General features: G+C 43.3%; 1 pseudogene. It reads left to right on the top strand.

The window, feature by feature from the left end:
- A pseudogene (locus tag ACJ5GX_RS01385) lies at positions 1–79 on the top strand (YebC/PmpR family DNA-binding transcriptional regulator); the annotation flags it as partial.
- Positions 80–312 lie beyond the last annotated feature (233 nt).

The following is a 312-nucleotide window of genomic DNA, read 5'->3' as shown; positions in this document are numbered from 1 at the left end:
TCGCAACCGAACTGCTTCTGAGATACGTTATATCTTTTCTCGCAAAGGCGGTAATTTGGGAGAAACAGGATGTGTGAGCAGGTCGTAAGTACTTATTGCTCGTGGAGCAAATTAAATCGGGACCTGCATCCAGAATACTATATCAATGTTTGCATTTCGGAAACAGTAGCACGGATCGATCCGCCAATGCGTTCACAGAAATACCAATATTTCTCGATTGTGGACGTCTAAGGACATTTGGGAGCACGAGAACATACAATACAGTTTCCAAGATTATCGAAGAAAACCCTCCGATTAGGTCTCATGGTTGAG

The sequence above is a fragment of the Wolbachia endosymbiont of Tuta absoluta genome (assembly GCF_059414725.1).
Note: the sequence above shows the minus strand (reverse complement) of the source record. Positions and strands in the feature narration are given on the sequence as shown.